Genomic DNA, 16,531 nt, shown 5'->3' with positions numbered 1-16,531 from the left:
TATTCTTTATTTTGCTTCGACACGGACACCTTGGGTATCAACTTTCAAGTCATGAAGTTTTCCTTTGAAGGGTTGCTTTTCCAATTCTGCCTTAATCGTTGGCATCTTGTCATGAGAAGCCAAGACCATAACTGTCGGCCCAGCACCAGAAAGGTAGGTTGCATAGGCACCATTTTCTTTGGCTACTTGCTTAATCGTTGCAAATTCTCTCACCAAGTCCTGACGATAGCGCTCGTGGAAGAGGTCGCCCTCGATTGCTTGCCCAGCGGTCACCATGTCTCCTGCCAACAAGGCTGCAACCGCCACGTTGGCGATAGAACTAGCCGCAACAGCTTCCTTGTAAGACAATTTCTTAGGCAAGACGCCACGGCTGTCTCGAGTACGCAATTCATAGTTTGGAATGTAGGCTAGGAAATCACACTCTGGGAAGTCTGCTACGATAGCAGAAACTTGCCCTTCAACGGAACTTGCAATAACGAGATTACCATAAATGGCTGGAGCCACATTGTCAGGATGCCCTTCAATCTTGGTCGCCAACTGCAATTTTTCATGGTCAGATAAGTTGAGATTTCCCAGTTGGTTGGCTAGTTCAATCCCAGCAACAATAACAGAACTGGAAGAACCCAAACCACGCGCCAAAGGAACATCACTGGTCATTTTCAAACGTCTTGGCTGCAAGTCTGGTACAATTTGCAAAGCGATTTTGAGCAAGAGATTGCGCTCGTCATGTGGTATCCATTTGCCAATCTGGTGTTCAATCAACCACTCATCTCGTTCTTCACATACCTCAATTTGAAGATACTTGGTTACAGCTACACCGACCGAGTCAAAACCTGGCCCGATATTGGCACTGGTTGCAGGTACAATAATCTTCATCTTATTCTCCTAGCACCTTGAAGGTATTCAAGAGGTCGAATTCTGAAACCTTCTTCAATTCAGCTGAGACATTTTCAAGCTGGGCTTTATTAATCTTGTGTGTGATGATAACGACACGCGCCTTGTCACCATCTTTTCCATCTTGGAGAATTTGCTTGAAGGAAATATCTTGAGCGTTGAAGATTTCAGCCAATTTCAAGACCTGACCTTTTGAGTCTGGAGCCAAGATTGAGAAGTAGTAGTTTGCTTTAACATCCTCAGGATTTGCCAAGACCAAGTCACGGCTATATTCGTTGAAGTCTTTGCCAATGGTACCATCATTCAAGCGACGAACGATACGGACAATGTCCGCCACAACACTTGTTGCAGTTGGTTTTTGACCAGCACCTGGCCCATAGTACATAGACTCACCAATACCGATAGATTCTACAAAGACAGCGTTCATTACGCCATTCACACTGGCAAGTGGATGCGCTTTAGGAAGGAAGGTTGGAGTCACTTCTGCAGCAATTCCTGAAGGAGTTTCTTCGATAGAACCAACCAATTTCACTACATAACCAAGCTCTTGAGCTACAGCTACATCTTCTGGTGTGATGTTACGAATTCCCTTGTGGGCTACGTCATCGAAGGCAACCTTCATGCCAAAGGCAAATTGGCTCAAAATCACCATCTTGTAGGCTGCATCAATCCCATCTACGTCATTTGTAGGGTCACTTTCTGCAAATCCTAGACGTTGCGCTTCGGCAAGAGCATCATCGTAAGACCAGCCTTCTTCGACCATCTTGGTCATCATGAAGTTGGAAGTTCCATTGACCACGCCAAGGACACGAGTGATTTTGTCAGAAGCCAAGGAATTTGCCAAAGTACGAAGAATTGGAATCCCACCAGCTACTGCTGCTTCATAGTAAAGTGCTACCTTGTTAGCTTTAGCGATTTCTAACAATTCTGCACCATGGACAGCCAAAAGGTCCTTGTTAGCAGTAACAACGTGTTTCCCAGCTTCCAAGGCACGAGTGATAAAGGTCTTAGCTGGTTCGATACGCCCCATCAATTCCACTACGATCGTAATGTCTTGATCTGACAAAATGTCATCCACATTGGTTACAAAGTTAAAGTCATTCCCTGCTGCAAGCAAGCGATTCTTTTCATCTTCATCCTTGACCAATACCTTGGCAACTTCAATCTCTGAATGTGCTGATTGATTGATTTTTTCTCCATTTTCCTTTAGGAGGAAAGGCACACCACTTGCAACGGTACCAAATCCTAGTAAAGCAATTTTAACTGTCATGTTTGTCTCCTCGAAATTTTCTAATATAGCCATTATAACAGAATTTTGTGAAAATTCCTATTATAGTAAATCACTATTTCAATCTAGAAAAGAAAAAACGAATCAGACGATTCGCTCTCCTTAAAATCTAGAAAAGGCTTTCCAGAAAGTATTATCCAATCTTTTGCAGATTGAGCACTGCATCGTGATTCATCAAGACTTGGCCATACTCTTGCAAGACTGAACGACTGATGTCACTATCATCCGCAAACTCGCGCATACGGGCTAAAAGCCAAGCTGGATATGGACTTGGATGATTTTCAATATCCACTAAAATGGTCAAATAATAGCGCTCGTTCATCTTGTAGAGTTCAGAAGTTTCCATCTCAAAAGTCACTGTCTGGGCAAAAGCCACCAAGTCAGCTAGTTTTGCAAAAGAAAGGATGTAGTAGATGTAAGGCTCTTTCTTGCTCTCAGCTTCTTGTTCAGCCTGTTCCTGCTCTTCTTCCTTGGCTTCGACTTGCTCTAGAGATTGAATCGCTTCGATATCATCCTTAGTTTTGTCCGCGATACTTTTTTCCAGGGTTTTGATAAATTCATCTGGCGACATTTGGGCTAATTCTTCCATATCTGGTAAATCCGATAAGTCTTCAAAATCTAGATTTTGATCAATCTTTGATTTGGTTACAAAGACATCGACCTTATCAGGTTTTGGAGTCACACGGAAGCTCAACATGCCTGTATCCAGAAAACTATCAGGCATCTCTAACTCATCCAAGATAGCATAAAAGAACTCTTCTGTTTTTTCTTGAGGAACGAGAAAGTCAGCAATCTCCATTCCTCGATCCATCAAATCTTCTAAAGACATCGTGATTTTTAAAGTTGTATCACTGATTTGTTTCATTTTCATTGCTAGTAACCTCATACTTTCAGTTCTATCTATTATACTAGATTTTTACGATTTTATCAAAAGAAGGCTCCTCTGTCGGGATAGATTTTCCATAGGGTAACTTCTGTAGAAGACTCTAAAAGAAAATTTCTGCAGACAAATAGAAAAAGCCTTCAAAATCGGCTCTTAGCCAACTTTGAAGACCTAATACATCAGAAAGCTTATAGTTTAAAGGTTGCTACACCGAGGATAGAACGATTTAAGTTTCTGAGAATTTGAAGACTTTGCTCAAATTTCTTATAACGAGTTACTCCGTATTCTTCAACAAGAAGGACTGTATCTCTTTCCAAAAGAGATGGTACATCTTGTAAATCTACAAAATGCATTCCTTTCAAGGCCTCTTGATTTTGTTTTAATTTATCTAGAATAGCTTTATTTGAGCTAACAATAGTCAACTCTTGTCCAGCATTTTTGTATGACAAGACATCTGCTAGGTTAGCAATTGTTGTAATCTCTGTTACAAAATCAATTTGATACTGAGAAAAATCACCTGCCCTATTGATTGTTGGGTTAAAGAGATAAATCAATACATTTCCCATCACAACCAAAATCACACAAACTACTCCAATAACAGCTAGACGAAGAATCAAATTCTTCACATTCAATCCAAGCGCTGTCTCACCATTTGCATTCAATTCTTTAGAGTTGATGGTTTCCAATTTTTCAATTTTTACATTTGCATAAGTGTGTTTAAATTTCTCAATCAATCCATCAATTTTTCGCTCCAACAAGTCATTAGCATCTTTACTTGGTGTCAAAATTTTCACACCAACCCCTGCATCGTCAATCATATAGTAGACAGTCAGTTTTTTCCACCAATAATCATTCGTAGAATTTTTCAAGGTTGTTTCTGTCGTATCTAATTCACTGGCAATTTTTTTCAACTCACTAGAATCTACATCATTGAAAAGATAAGCTCCATTCAAATTCCCATCAATCAATTTCCCGTAGAAATCACTATAACCACCAATTTGATGATTCAAAATCGTTTTGGCTGAATCTTCTGGAGGAGTAATTTTATAGCTAAGATAAGTTGAATAACTTGTTGTGTCTTTGACAGTGTTTTTATTCTTAACTGCTTTAATTGTAAATGGTACAGCAATGAGAGCAAATAAAGCGATGAGAGCTAGAATATTTGCTTTTCGTTTTTTATAAAGATTTGCAAACAAATCAGCTACTGAATAATGTTCAAACATGATTTTTTTCTCCTTTGTTTAGTAGATACTGGTTCTCTTTTGTAAGCATTTTCGCTACGAATAGAATCACAAGAACAATTCCCCAGAATTGCATTGTAAATAAATTGAAGAAACTTTCTGAAAAGCTACTTCTTGGCATAAAGAATAGATTATTCAAGATGAGTAGGGACAAGGCAAATAGAATTGTTCTTGAGCGGTAGGCTACTTGCAACATGGCTATAAATAGCATACCGAGTAAGAGACTAAGTAGAAAGACTCCTATCATACCATAGTCTGTATACAACTCCATAATATAACTACTTCCGATACCATGTCCTTTCAAATATTCCTTATTCAAAACAAGATAGGATAGATTGTGGGCATAACTATTACTATCGATAGCTAGCTCTACACTATTGGTTGTATGCTCAAAGGCTTTTCCTCCGAAAATGGCCCCCAAACTCCCCCTTGCAAAATAATCAAGAACAGGACCAAAAGTAAAATTACGGAAATCTCGGTAAGGGAGGCTACTGTTAAATAGAAAACCTCGAGCCAAAACACCAAAACTGGTTCCTTGTTTATAGATAAAGTCAAGCAGGATATCCCAGAAACCTGTATGGGAAACTTGGACATTATCCCGTACATAATTGAGCACTCCCATCGCTAACATGAGAATAGGAGAACCTACAAAAATCGCTAACTTCTCTTTAAACCCAATCCATTTTCCCTTTTCTGTTTGCTCCCGCATAAAGTAATAAACGAAAGCAAATAAAATACTTAAAATAAAGGGATTGCGTGTCCCGATTGCTAAATGAATAGTATTAGCTGCAATAAAGGAGACAAGCACTACTGTTGCCTGCCATTTCTTTGGCTTGGTTGCCAAATACATACACATTGCATAGACCGTAAATGTTGATAAGATATAGGTAAAATAAGGCAGTTTACTTTCAAAGTTTGCATAGTAGGTATAGTAGGAAGTCTGCAAGCGATACAGGAGTCGTTCAAATAAGCGAATAAAATAGAAAGGATAGGTTAGAAGAAAAACTCCTAGCGATACAAAGCGCAACCGCTTGATGTAAACCTCTTTTAGAGAACTTTCTATCTTCGATACTTGTATTTTCTTTCTAGCTATAAAATAGCGAGCTAGGAGCCCCCCTGTGGTCAATCCCAATATCGAAACCATGACAACTATAAAGGCAAAACGATAGGCTATGGGATGATAGGTATCCAAAGCGCCATCTCTAAAATAATCAATGGTCGGCCTTGATACCAGAAATACAAAAATAGTTAAAAAGAAAATAAAATGGATTAAGTAATACTTGATATCATTCCAACAAGCAATTAAGCTACTAACCAGTAAGAACAATAAAGTAGAAAGCAAGCTAACATTGTTATTATTAAACAGATATACAATTCCACTTACTAGCGTCAAGGCATAACTGACTATGGTCAAACTAAATAATAATCGTTTTCCATCAATCACTTGCTCACCCCCGTTCTAATGTAATTTTTTAGATTTTTCAATATTTTTTAGTAATAAGAATCGGTATAAGGAAATATTTATGAATAGAGCCAAAGCACTAATTCTTCTCCCCTTACGGAAAATTGGATTCCTAGCAATAGCAAAGGCATGGCCTTTTAAAAAACGATGAATCTGGGAATAGGCTTCAAACTGTTTATACTGATCATCTAGTAACATCTTATCCAGAATAAAAAAGTAGGCATAGGCCAATCTGAAAAAAGCAACCTCTTTCAAATCCGGATAGTTTTTCACAACTTCATTGTAAAACTTTTGGTAGATATCAATATAGGCTAAATCCTTCTCTGCATAGGGTTTAGTCGTAATACTATCCCCTCTATGGAAATAGTAATAATAGGGTTTGGTATTAACAACGTACTTCTTAGCCAACTTGATTAAATCAAAATGATAATAAGCATCTTCATAAATCAATCCCTTTGGAAAGGATAGGGCAGTTGCAATCTCTCTCTTGACTAGCTTATTGCAGATCGTTCCAGGTATTTTTTCACCTATGAGGTATTCCCTCAGAAATGTTTGGGAATCACAGACAAAATAGTCATCCTGATTGGCTGACTGTGGACTTTCATCATTAGCATAGACATTCATAACACCACAGCTCGAAACATCCGCATCTTCTTGAATTAATTGCTCATATAAGCTCTGAATCATTTCTGGATGGATATAATCATCTGAGTCAATAAAAATCAGATAATCTCCGTGAGCCTGCTTCATTCCATCGTTTCGTGCTTGCGACAAACCTTCATTCTTTTTATGAAGTACTGACACCCTGTCATCTTGTTCAGCGATTGAATCACACAAGCGACCACTTTCATCCGTTGCTCCATCATCAACAAGAATGATTTCCAGATTTTGATAGGTCTGCTTCTGGATGGAAGCTATCGATTTTTCTAGGTACTGCGCCACATTATAGACTGGCACAATCACACTGATTAATGCAGTTTCCATGCTACTCCTCTAATAGTTTTTCTACTTGTTCGATTTGTTTGGCAATTGTGAATTGTTGAATGAATTGGCTAGCCTCATTAACATCGAAGTTTGAGGCAGAGGTCATGTAGTTCGTAATTGCCTGAGCTGCCTCTTGATTGCTCTCAATGATTTGTCCAAATCGTCCTTCTTGGGATAATTCCTCAGCACCTCCGACATCCGTAGAGACAAAAGGAAGTCCCAGACTCAAGGCTTCCACATACACTCCAGGAAAACCTTCTTGTTTAGACATAGACAAGAGAACTTTCGTCTGAGATAAATACTGATAAGGATTTTTTTGATAACCAAGGAAATGTACATAGTCTTCAAGCTCATATTCTTTGACGCGTTTTTTCAGTTCCTCTTCCATATCCCCAGCACCGATAAAATAGAGATGATAGTTTTTTCCCTCTTGGTGTAATAATCGTATCACTTCCACCACACGGTCAGAACCCTTATTTTCCTCAATCCGTCCGATAGTACAGATACTTTGAGGCGCAATCTCGATATCGATCTTCTCTTGAGATTTTTCTAAAATAGTCTTAAAATCATATCCATTGTAGACCGTCTGTAATTTCGAAGCATAATCTGGATAGACTTCCTTGATAGAATTACTGGTTTTTTTTGAAATTCCTACAATGGTATCCGCGGCATCCAACTGGCGTCTATGTGATTCTCTTTTGGAGCTATCCTTAAGAAATTCTTCAATACTTCCATGAATCCAAGAGATTTTCTTGACTTCTTTTCTTTTAGAGAACAAAAGTGGAGGATTCATAATAGTAAAAGAAACTTCAACATCATAGTCATCTCTTACAAGCAAGCGACGAGTCAATCTTGGAAAATAAATTCTCATTCTCCACAAAAGAGCTCGAATCCATCTGGCTTGGCGATAATCCTGAAGGGATTTTAAAATGCCTACATGCTTGGGAACAGATTCGTATCCCTTATCAAAATGTTCCATTTCAAGAATATCAATATCATACTTTTCTGGATCTAGATTTGAAACAATGGTAGATAGAATCTTCTCTGCGCCACCCCCGAGAGAAAAAGACCACATAAAAAATAATATTTTTTTCTTAGCCACCATATTCTCCCTTGTATTCTGTATAAGACTTATCCATATCAGCGATGACAGCATCATGATGTGGTAGCTGCTTGTCTGCTGGCGGAGGAGTCATATAATCGCCAAAAGCAGTGCTGAGATAGGCATCGTAGCCAACTGGGATGGGCATCTCTGTCTCTTCAAATGGCAAGAAGAGATTATCTTCAAAGGATGCGATTGGGTACTTGTTTCTCATGTAGCCAGGACCGGAGCATAACTCCGTGATTCCATCACTCTCAGCCAGACTGTACTTGGTCATTTCTTTTTCAGCTTTTTTCCAAATATGATAACGGAGAGATTTTGGCGTCAAACCGAGTAAAATGCGACTCCCCCATTTCATAAGTGCTCCATGCTTTTCTGGAACAGTTTGAGCACAAAAGAGTGAATAAATCAAGGCCCAACGAACCTGTTTTTTCCGCTCAGCTGGATTTTTCGGATAATAATCCAAAGGCAACACATCCAAGGCCAGACCATGTGGCAATTCTAAATCCTGCTGATAAGGTTTGATACAGGTCGTTTCCTTGTCACGAATGGTAATAAAAAGATTGCGGTCGACAAAATCCTTGTTACTCTTCGACAAGAAATAACGCTCATCTGCATAACGAGGCCATAATTCTGCTAATTTCTCATAATCCTTACGAGGCATAAAAAAGTCTAGGTCGTCGTCCCAAGGAATAAAGCCCTTGTTTCGAAGGGCACCAATAGCACCTCCTCCACAGAGATAACAGAGCAAATCATGTTCTTTACAAAAGGCCACAAAATATTCAGCCATCTCCAGACTACGAGCCTGAATTGCTTTTAAATCAGTCATATTGTTCATTATTCTTTCTATCGTATCGTTTCATTATACCACAAATAAGGGATGAAAATCTATTGCAGACTGTAAAAAATCAAAGCCTGACTGCTAGATAAATAGCCTTCAAACTTTGATTTTTCTGTCTTAACTTATCTCATTCCCATTTGAGCTAGCTTGGTTTGATATTTATTTTGGTCTACTAAGAGTGCCTGTCCTCCATAGACATCATAGGCATCGACCCAATCACCTAGTTCTGGAACTGTTAATCTCTCAATGCCATTTTGTGCTCCATCTAGGAAGGATAAGCCATTGGTCAATAAGAAACTATAAGGAACATTCGTAGAGGTCATTCCAAAGACCTTACCAAGTGCTTCTGATCCAGTAAAGAGTTTAGTTGGATCCTTGAGTTGTTGCAGAACAGCTGTCAAAACTTGCTGTTGTCTCTTGGTACGACCATAATCACCTTCGTCATCATCACGGAAGCGAGCATAATTGAGTAAGGTTGAACCGTTCATCTGCTGTTTTCCGACTTTGATGGTTTGGGTTGGAGACTCAGTCTCAGTAGCGTGTAAATCATCTCCGACTGTAGCTTCTGTTAGTGGGCGCCCATTCAATGTTGAAAATTTGGCATCAATCGTCACCCCATCAGGGAAGAGAGTGTCAATAGCGGTTGCGAAGGCCTGGAAATCAACCAAGGCATAGTACTTAATATCCAAGTCAAAATTATCTTTCAATACTTGGCGAACCATTTCTGCCCCTTTTTGGCCTTCTTGTTCCCCTAGTTCATAGGCCACATTCAACTTATTATCGGATTGCTTTCTACCGTTAATGACTTGGCTATAACCGTCTATATAAACCAAATTGTCACGCATAAAGCTGACCAGCTTGATTTTCTTATCTGAGCCACCAACATTTAGTACCATAATAGAATCCGTTCTCGTCTCAGTACTATTTTGGCCAATCCGTCCATCCGTTCCCATGATCAAGATATTAACCCCATCCTTGGTATCTTGACCATGAAAAACTTCTACTTGAGCTGCCTTAGCATTAGCAGGTTTATTTGGATCAGCATTTGAATAGCCTTTTAGGAACATAAAAATCATGCCAAAACCGACACAGGCTAGAAGGGCAAGCAATCCTGCAAAAATGCGCCCCCAACGAATCTTACGTTTTTTGGACTTAACCTTTGGAAGAGGATGACTTTTCTGGTATTTTTTTGCACGACTACGGTTACCATAGGATGGAAGAGGAGACTGATTGACTGGTTCCATGAAAGACTCTTCCATATCGTAATTTTCATTATAAATTTCTGGAGAAGCTTTACTACTGCTAGCCATATTTAACTTACCTTGCAGGTATGCAAACTCTTTTTTCTCTCGCTCATTGAGGTAATGAATGTTCTTAAAAAGATAGTCATAACGCAACTGCTCGTGATGGCTTAAGGGATTTTCTTTGCTCATCTTCTCTCCTTTCCATGGTCTGATATTGGATAAATGGGATAGGCACCCAGAACTTTATACTGGATTCCAATCGCTTCTAATTCTTTTTGGGCAAAGTGGACCAGATTCTTATCGGCATAGTCCACATCGATAATGAAAAAGTATTCTCCCAGTGCTGTCTTGAGTGGTCGACTTTCAATTTTTGTTAGGTCAATTCCTCGCCAAGCAAAGGTCGATAGAGCCTTATAAAGGGCACCTGGAAGGTTGTCAGGTAAGGTCAAGGCCAAACTCATTTTCTCAGTTTGTGCTTTCAATGGAATACTAGGCTTTTCAGCTCCTAAAACCCAGAAACGTGTGAAATTGGCTTCCATTTCCTGAATATCCTCAGCAATCAGTTCTAAACCATATTCTTCTGCAGAACTTCTAGGAGCAATGGCTGCATAAGGCTGGTCTGGATGTTCGGAAATAAAACGGGCTGCATAAGCTGTACTAGCTGTTACCTCGATTTGGGCCTCTGGATATTGTTCATCGATGAATTTCTTTCCTTGAGCCAAAGCCTGTGGATGAGAAAAAATCTTTTCAATCTTAGTATGGCCTGGAACCACCATCAACTGCTGATGAATAGGCTGAACGATTTCTGCAACTGCTTGAATGCGAGCCTGATGAAAAAGATAGTCCAAGGTTTCATGAACACTACCCTCAATAGAATTTTCAACTGGCACCACAGAATAGTCCACCAAGCCTTGTTCATAGGCCTTGATGACATCTGTAATATTGGCAAAGGCCTGCAATTCCTCCTGAGGAAAAGCTGTCTGCACAACGTGGTGTGAAAATGATCCCTTGGGACCTAGATAAGCAATTTTCATCTCAGTTCCTCTATAATTTCCTCTGGGCTTAGCTTAGTCACATCCAAAATCCGACTAGCCACTTCCTCATACCAAACCTGTCTTTCTTGGAAAATAGCTGCTAATTCTTCCTTGCTATTATTTAGAAAAAGCGGACGCTGATTGTCCTTATCAGCTGCGATACGGTGGTAGAGAGTTTCAAAATCGGCTTTCAGGTAGATATTATCAGAATTGGTCTTGAGTAAGTTGCGATTTCTCTGAGAAATAACCACTCCTCCACCAGTTGACACAACTTGATCTCTTTGTAGTAACTCAGCTAATACTTCTGACTCTACCTGTCGAAAGGCCTCTTCTCCCATTTCCGAGAAAAATTCCGAAATAGACATGCCTAAGCGCTTCTCTATCAGAGCATCCATATCGAGATAATCTGGATCCAATCCTCTTGCAATAGTCGATTTTCCAGCCCCCATAAAGCCTAATAACACCTTAGCCATGAATCAAGCTCTCCAAATCATCAAAGAAGCTAGGATAGCTGGTATTGATAGCTTCAGCACGGTCAAGCTCCACCTCTCCATCAGCAACCAAGAGGGCCGCGATAGCTGTCATCATACCGATACGGTGGTCACCAAACGTATTGACTCTAGCACCGTGAAGGGCTGATTTCCCTTTGATAATCATTCCATCAGCTGTAGGAATAATATCTGATCCCATGCTATTTAAGGCGTCTGCCACAACCTGAATGCGGTCTGTTTCCTTGACCTTAAGTTCCTCAGCATCCTTGATAACTGTGACACCTTGGGCTTGGGTCGCCAGCAGGGCAATAATTGGCAATTCATCAATCAAGCGTGGAATCAAAGCACCACCAATCTCTGTTCCTTTGAGGTCTGAAGACTCAACAGTTAAGGTAGCAGATTTAGCGACTGGGTCAATTTCAGTTATTTCTAGTTTTCCACCCATGGCACGAATGACATCGATAATTCCTGTACGCGTTTCGTTAATACCTACATTCTTAAGCACTACACGAGAATTTGGAACAATCAAACCTGCGACTAGCCAAAAGGCTGCACTGGAAATATCTCCTGGAACAACCACCTTTTGTCCAGTCAGTTTTTGAGGCCCTTGGACTGTGATTTTCTTGCCATCCACACTTAAATGACCACCAAATTGTTGCAGCATATCTTCAGTATGATTACGAGTGCACTCTTTTTCGATAATTACAGACTCCCCCTGAGCCTGCAAGGCCGCAAACATCAAGGCTGACTTGACTTGGGCAGAAGCAATTGGCAACTCATAATGAATAGGTTTTAGGTTTTTCGTCCCTTTTAAATGAAGGGGAGGCAGGTCTCGCTCAGTTTGCCCTGAAATACTAACGCCAATTTTTTTCAAGGGAAGGGTCACACGGTCCATAGGACGTTTGGATAGACTGTCGTCTCCGAACATCTCTACTTCAAAGTCTGCACCAGCAAGGACACCTGAAATCAGGCGAATCGAGGTTCCAGAATTTCCCATATCAAGGGCATTTTGTGGAGCTTTTAAGCCATCCATACCTACACCTTGAATGGTAATAACCCCATCTTTATCCTCAATCTCAACACCAAGGTCACGAAAGACTTGCATGGTCGAAAGGACGTCTTCGCCACGTAATATATCATAAACCTTGGTCTCACCCTCAGCCAAACTTCCAAAGATTATGGAACGATGGCTAATAGACTTGTCACCTGGAACTCGGATACTGCCATGTAAGTGGCTAATGTTTGTTTTTAGTTTCATACTAGACCTCATACTTGCAATACTTTTACCTATTTTATCATAAAAAGCCAGAAATTCCTTAAAAATTCCTGACTTTATGATAGTTATTTTCTTATTTTAGCAATTCTGAAACTGGTTCGAAAACAATTTTTTCAATGTCAGAAAGGTAAATTGCCAATTGTTGTTGCTTAGTAAAGAATTCTGACAAGAGGCTATTTCCTTGAATCTGTTTACCAAAGTTTTCCATCTTCGCTTGGAAGGATGCATCTGGCATTTGACCTGTCTGGGCTAGTCTTTGAATTTCCTCTTGGAAGGCAACATATTCTGTAAAAATTTTGCTTGCCTCAGCATCTGCTGAAATAGCATCTTTAGCTGCTTTGACAGCCTTGTATTCTGGTAATTCGCGTAGACCGCGACTGAGTTCGTTTGCACTATCGTAAATATTTGACATAATTTTCTCCTTATTTGATAACGACTGTGTAGTCGGTATTTTCTGTTATGAGGTGCTCGGCTCGTTCTAAATCTTGAGCATTTTTAAATGAAATTTGTAAAATCCCGTGAATATCTTCACGGTTTTCCTCGTTGATGTGGATGTTAACCAAGGAAGTTCCACGTAGTAGTTCCAAAATCCGCAAGATGACATCTTCTTCATCGGGAACATCGACATAGAGGTCGTAAGAACTGTCCACACCACCACGCTTATGAATTTCCATGGCCTGACGTTGCTCACGCGCTTGGTTAAAAAAATTCCAGATTTGCTCTTCATCTCCCTTGCTGATGGCTTGTCCGATCTCGTCCAAACGCTTCTTGAAATCCTCAATCCGCTCTAGGATAGTCTCGCGATTGGACAAGAGAATGGAAGTCCACATACCTGGCTCGCTTTCCGCAATCCGAGTCATATCTCGAAAACCACCTGCCGCAAAGCGCCTTGCCATCTCATGTTCTTGAGCATAAACCGCGGTCTGCTCCATGAGACTGGAGGCCAGAATATGAGGAAAATGGCTAATCTGAGAAGTGACACGATCATGCTCCTTGGCATCAATCTCGATAAAACGAGCATGAAGACCTGAAAGCAGATCCTTCATTTCCTCAAGCGTGTCCTGACTTGTCAGGCTCGAAGGTGTGAAGATATAATAGGCATTTTCAAAAAGATTAACATCCGCAGAAGCAGCCCCTGTCTTGTGACTACCAGCCATAGGATGGGCCCCGATAAAGCGAACAGGTTTGCCAGCCAAATATTGCTCCGCTGCATCCACAATGGCTGACTTGGTCGAACCAGCATCTGAAATAATGACCCCTTCTTTCAAGTCCAAGTTAGCCAATTCCTTAATAAAAGCAATGGTTTGTTTGATTGGCAAGCTGAGAATGATGATATCTGCCATAGGAGCAAAACTGGCAAAATCATCTGTTGCACGGTCAATCATGCCTTCTTTCAAGGCAATATCTCTCGAAGCTTGACTACGATTATAACCTAAAATTTCATAATCTGGATGATCGCGTTTGATACCAAGGGCCATAGAGGCACCAATCAATCCAAGGCCCGCTATATAGACTGTTTTTGCCATAGGAACTCCTTAATAGTTCTTTGTATAGTCTCGGTGTTTGGCCACTGCTTCTTTTAATTCCTCTAGATTATCTGATGAAAATTTTTCAAGGATTTCTTGTGCTAGAACCGTTGCCACAACGGATTCCATGACCACACCTGCTGCTGGAAGAGCAGTCGGATCACTTCTCTCCACAGTTGCCTTGTAGGGTTCATGGGTTTCGATATCCACACTCATGAGTGGTTTGTAGAGAGTAGGAATGGGTTTCATCACGCCTCGAACAACGATGGGTTGCCCATTGGTCATACCACCTTCAAATCCTCCTAGATTGTTGGTACGGCGGGTATAGCCGTCTTCTTTAGACCAGAGAATTTCATCCATGACTTGACTGCCTTTACGATAACCAGCTTCAAAGCCAAGACCAAATTCCACCCCTTTAAAGGCATTGATAGAAACAACTGCTTGGGCCAATCGCGCATCCAATTTTCTGTCCCATTGAACATAGGAACCTAGGCCGACTGGAACACCTCCAACGACTGTCTCCACAACCCCACCGATGGTATCACCATCATGTTTGATTTGGTCAATATAGTCCTTGATTTCCTGTTCTCTTTCTTGGTTAACAATAGAAACTCCAGACCGGGCAGCTCTTTCCTTAATCTCAGCAACTGTGATATTCTCAGGAACATCGATTTCCTTGCCACCGAAGACTATGACATGGTTGGCGATTTCTATATCCAGCTCAGCCAAGAGGCGTTTGGCTACTGCCCCAACTGCCACCCGCATGGTGGTTTCACGAGCTGATGAACGCTCCAAGGAATTTCTCAAATCGTCAAAACGGTACTTGATGCCCCCAACCAAATCGGCATGTCCTGGGCGAGGATGGGTGATTTTTCGTTTGCTTTTAAGTCGCTCTTCAATGTCCTCCGCAGACATGATATCCAGCCATTTCTGATGGTCCTTATTGACGACATCCATGGTAATGGGAGCTCCAGTCGTCTTCCCGTGGCGAACACCCGAAGTAAAGACAACCTGGTCACTCTCAATCTTCATACGACCACCGCGGCCGTAGCCACCCTGACGGCGTTTAAGATCGCCATTGATATCCTCAGCTGTCAAAGGAAGTCCAGCTGGAATTCCTTCAATGATAGCCGTCAGACGGGGACCGTGTGATTCTCCTGCAGTTAAATATCTCATACACTCTCCTTATTTTACCAAGTAGTCTTTCATCTCTTCCAGAGAAACTGGGTAGATGGTTGCAGAACCAAGCTCTGGCACCAAGACCAATTTCAAGGTATTGCCACGCGCCTTCTTATCATGAGTCAAAGCCTGATAAAGCTTGTCAACATCCCAGTTTTCATAGTCAACAGGCAAGCCAAATTTCTGACACATTTCTGTGATGGACTGGGTAATGCCAGCTGGCATGAGACCCTTTTTCTCAGCAACCTTGGAAATCTGCACCATGCCCATGGCCACAGCTTCTCCATGCATGACTTTTCCATAACCGGCCGTTGCTTCAATGGCATGACCAATAGTGTGGCCAAAGTTAAGGTAAAGGCGTACACCATTGTCCAACTCATCCTCAACTACCATCTTGCGCTTAACCTGACAAGAATGTTCAATCAAAGTCTCCGCATGTTCCAGAATGCTCTCTACAGAACCATCCAGCTCCGTCAATAGAGTCCATAGTTCTGGATCCTCAATCAAGCCATACTTGATAACTTCACCCATTCCTTCAATCAACTCTCTTTTTCCGAGGGTTTCAAGAACAAGTGGGTCAATCAGAACCCCATCTGGTTGGGCAAAGGTACCCACCATATTTTTAGCAAATGGAGTATTAACACCCGTCTTTCCACCGATAGAAGAATCCACCTGGGCTGTCAAGCTAGTCGGTATCTGAACAAAATGAATGCCCCGCATATAGGTAGAGGCTACAAAACCAGCCAGGTCCCCAACGACACCACCACCAAGAGCCACGATTCCATCGCTACGAGTCAGACCTTGCTTGACTAAAAATTCATAGACTTTCTGGACAGTGGTTAAATTCTTTCTTTCTTCCCCTTCTAAAAAGTCAAAAACTGCTACCTGAAAACCAGCATCTTCTAGGCTGAGCTTGACCTTCTCCGCATAGAGAGAGGCTACATGGTTGTCTGTTATGATAACCACTTTTTGTGGTTGCCAGAGTTCTCGCAACCATTGACCAGCCTGAGCCAGACAACCTTTTTCAATCTGAATATCATAAGGATGATGAGGAATATCGATTCTGATTTTCATAGGAGAATCTCC

At 41.1% G+C, this 16,531-nt stretch carries 16 protein-coding genes; all 16 read right to left on the bottom strand.

Annotation, left to right across the window (positions count from 1 at the left end; genetic code table 11):
• Positions 1-6: 6 nt before the first annotated feature.
• The gene (gene thrB, locus TZ90_RS02635) at positions 7-876 is read right to left on the bottom strand and encodes a homoserine kinase (RefSeq protein ID WP_045611311.1); all 870 of its coding nucleotides are present in this window, start codon (positions 874-876) and stop codon (positions 7-9) included.
• A gap of 1 nt (position 877) precedes the next feature.
• Complete coding sequence (locus TZ90_RS02630; protein WP_045611310.1) at positions 878-2,164, bottom strand: homoserine dehydrogenase; 1,287 nt, start codon at positions 2,162-2,164, stop codon at positions 878-880.
• A 151-nt stretch (positions 2,165-2,315) separates the two neighbouring features.
• On the bottom strand, positions 2,316-3,053 hold the full coding sequence (gene mecA / locus TZ90_RS02625; RefSeq protein ID WP_023943094.1) for an adaptor protein MecA: 738 nt from the start codon (positions 3,051-3,053) through the stop codon (positions 2,316-2,318).
• A 200-nt stretch (positions 3,054-3,253) separates the two neighbouring features.
• On the bottom strand, positions 3,254-4,288 hold the full coding sequence (gene tarQ, locus TZ90_RS02620; protein ID WP_045611309.1) for a teichoic acid biosynthesis protein TarQ: 1,035 nt from the start codon (positions 4,286-4,288) through the stop codon (positions 3,254-3,256).
• Positions 4,281-5,750, bottom strand: coding sequence for an O-antigen polysaccharide polymerase Wzy family protein (locus TZ90_RS02615; RefSeq protein ID WP_000565076.1), 1,470 nt, complete (start codon positions 5,748-5,750; stop codon positions 4,281-4,283). Before TZ90_RS02615 ends, tarQ begins: the two co-directional genes overlap by 8 nt.
• Before the next feature lie 15 nt (positions 5,751-5,765).
• On the bottom strand, positions 5,766-6,752 hold the full coding sequence (locus tag TZ90_RS02610; RefSeq protein WP_024057051.1) for a glycosyltransferase family 2 protein: 987 nt from the start codon (positions 6,750-6,752) through the stop codon (positions 5,766-5,768).
• A gap of 1 nt (position 6,753) precedes the next feature.
• Positions 6,754-7,857: a glycosyltransferase gene (locus TZ90_RS02605; RefSeq protein WP_024057050.1), complete on the bottom strand. Its 1,104-nt coding sequence runs from the start codon at positions 7,855-7,857 to the stop codon at positions 6,754-6,756.
• Entirely contained in the window at positions 7,847-8,692 is an 846-nt protein-coding gene (locus TZ90_RS02600) for a LicD family protein (RefSeq protein WP_080890714.1), read from the bottom strand. Before TZ90_RS02600 ends, TZ90_RS02605 begins: the two co-directional genes overlap by 11 nt.
• A gap of 125 nt (positions 8,693-8,817) precedes the next feature.
• Positions 8,818-10,128, bottom strand: a complete 1,311-nt coding sequence (locus tag TZ90_RS02595) for an LCP family protein (protein ID WP_045611307.1) — start codon at positions 10,126-10,128, stop codon at positions 8,818-8,820.
• Entirely contained in the window at positions 10,125-10,973 is an 849-nt protein-coding gene (gene pheA / locus TZ90_RS02590; protein WP_045611306.1) for a prephenate dehydratase, read from the bottom strand. Before pheA ends, TZ90_RS02595 begins: the two co-directional genes overlap by 4 nt.
• Entirely contained in the window at positions 10,970-11,446 is a 477-nt protein-coding gene (locus tag TZ90_RS02585; protein ID WP_045611304.1) for a shikimate kinase, read from the bottom strand. Before TZ90_RS02585 ends, pheA begins: the two co-directional genes overlap by 4 nt.
• The gene (gene aroA, locus TZ90_RS02580; RefSeq protein WP_045611302.1) at positions 11,439-12,722 is read right to left on the bottom strand and encodes a 3-phosphoshikimate 1-carboxyvinyltransferase; all 1,284 of its coding nucleotides are present in this window, start codon (positions 12,720-12,722) and stop codon (positions 11,439-11,441) included. The genes TZ90_RS02585 and aroA overlap by 8 nt, the downstream gene beginning before the upstream one ends.
• A gap of 91 nt (positions 12,723-12,813) precedes the next feature.
• Positions 12,814-13,152 (bottom strand): YlbF/YmcA family competence regulator, encoded by a 339-nt coding sequence (locus TZ90_RS02575; RefSeq protein ID WP_045611301.1) that lies wholly within the window; start codon positions 13,150-13,152, stop codon positions 12,814-12,816.
• Between the two features lie 10 nt (positions 13,153-13,162).
• Entirely contained in the window at positions 13,163-14,266 is a 1,104-nt protein-coding gene (locus tag TZ90_RS02570; protein WP_045611299.1) for a prephenate dehydrogenase, read from the bottom strand.
• A 9-nt stretch (positions 14,267-14,275) separates the two neighbouring features.
• Positions 14,276-15,442 (bottom strand): chorismate synthase, encoded by a 1,167-nt coding sequence (gene aroC / locus TZ90_RS02565; protein WP_045611298.1) that lies wholly within the window; start codon positions 15,440-15,442, stop codon positions 14,276-14,278.
• Positions 15,443-15,451: 9 nt separating this feature from the next.
• Positions 15,452-16,519, bottom strand: coding sequence for a 3-dehydroquinate synthase (gene aroB / locus TZ90_RS02560; protein WP_045611295.1), 1,068 nt, complete (start codon positions 16,517-16,519; stop codon positions 15,452-15,454).
• Positions 16,520-16,531 lie beyond the last annotated feature (12 nt).

This window comes from Streptococcus mitis (assembly GCF_000960005.1).
In the GTDB taxonomy this organism is placed as follows: Bacteria; Bacillota; Bacilli; order Lactobacillales; family Streptococcaceae; genus Streptococcus; species Streptococcus mitis_CK.
This window is presented reverse-complemented; position numbering and strand designations above follow the sequence as displayed.